1 protein-coding gene and 1 pseudogene are annotated in these 1050 nt (G+C 61.8%); both read left to right on the top strand.

What is annotated here, in order from left to right; all coding sequences use genetic code 11:
• The coding region (locus ACYVDE_RS23965) for a GltB/FmdC/FwdC-like GXGXG domain-containing protein (RefSeq protein WP_460504035.1) at window positions 1–370 on the top strand (370 nt) is incomplete at its 5' end.
• Window positions 371–580: 210 nt separating this feature from the next.
• Window positions 581–1050 (top strand): annotated as a pseudogene (gene gltD / locus ACYVDE_RS23970) (glutamate synthase); the annotation flags it as partial.

The raw sequence follows: 1050 nt of genomic DNA on the forward strand, positions 1-1050 counted from the left end.
CGCCACGGCCGTGGTGGAAGGCGTGGGCGACCACGGCTGCGAGTACATGACCGGCGGCCGCGCCCTCATCCTGGGCCAGACGGGCCGCAACTTCGCCGCCGGCATGAGCGGCGGCATCGCCTGGGTGTACGACCACCACGGCACCTTCGCCCAGAACTGCAACCCCGAAATGGTGGAGCTCGACCCGCTTGACGCCGACGACGAAGACCAGATTCAGGAGCTGCTGCGGCAACACGTGGCGCTGACCGGCAGCCAAGTGGCGGCCTTCTTGCTCGGCAACTGGCAGGAGGAAGCCGGCAAGTTCGTGAAAGTGTTTCCGAGCGAGTACAAGAAGGTGCTGGCGAAAGCGCGGTATGCGGAGGTGGGGTAGAGACGCATACTTGCGTCTCTTCGTCCGCGCCGCCTGAACGGTGTAGAGACGCAACATTTTGCGTCTCGTCGTTGAACGACCGGAACCGCGCATAACCGCACAGCAATAACAACATCAGCAACGACGAGACGCAAAATATTGTGTCTCTACATCGCCCAATTATCAGCAACGATTGAGACGCGAATATGTGTCTCTACAACGTTCTAAAACATGCCTAACCCCACCGGTTTCAAAGAATACGCCCGCGAGTTGCCGCCGAAAGCCGCACCGCAGGAGCGCGTGGCCCACAACCGCGAGTTCGTGGGCACCTACGCCGAAGACCAGCTCACCAAACAAGCGGCCCGCTGCATGGATTGCGGCATCCCGTTCTGCCATTCGGGCTGCCCGCTGGGCAACATCATCCCCGAATTCAACGATGCCGTGCGCGAGGAGAAGTGGGAAGAAGCCTACCAGATTCTGAGCGCCACCAACAACTTCCCGGAATTCACCGGCCGCATCTGTCCCGCGCCCTGCGAGGCAGCCTGCGTGCTCAGCATCCACAGCAGCCCAGTGGCCATTGAGGAAATTGAGAAGCATATCATTGAAATTGCCTTCGCCAAGGGCTACGTGCAGCCGACGGCGCCGGTGCTGAAATCGGGCCGCACGGTGGCCGTGGTGGGCTCGGGTCCGGCCGGGCTGGC

This window comes from Hymenobacter agri (genome assembly GCF_054778495.1).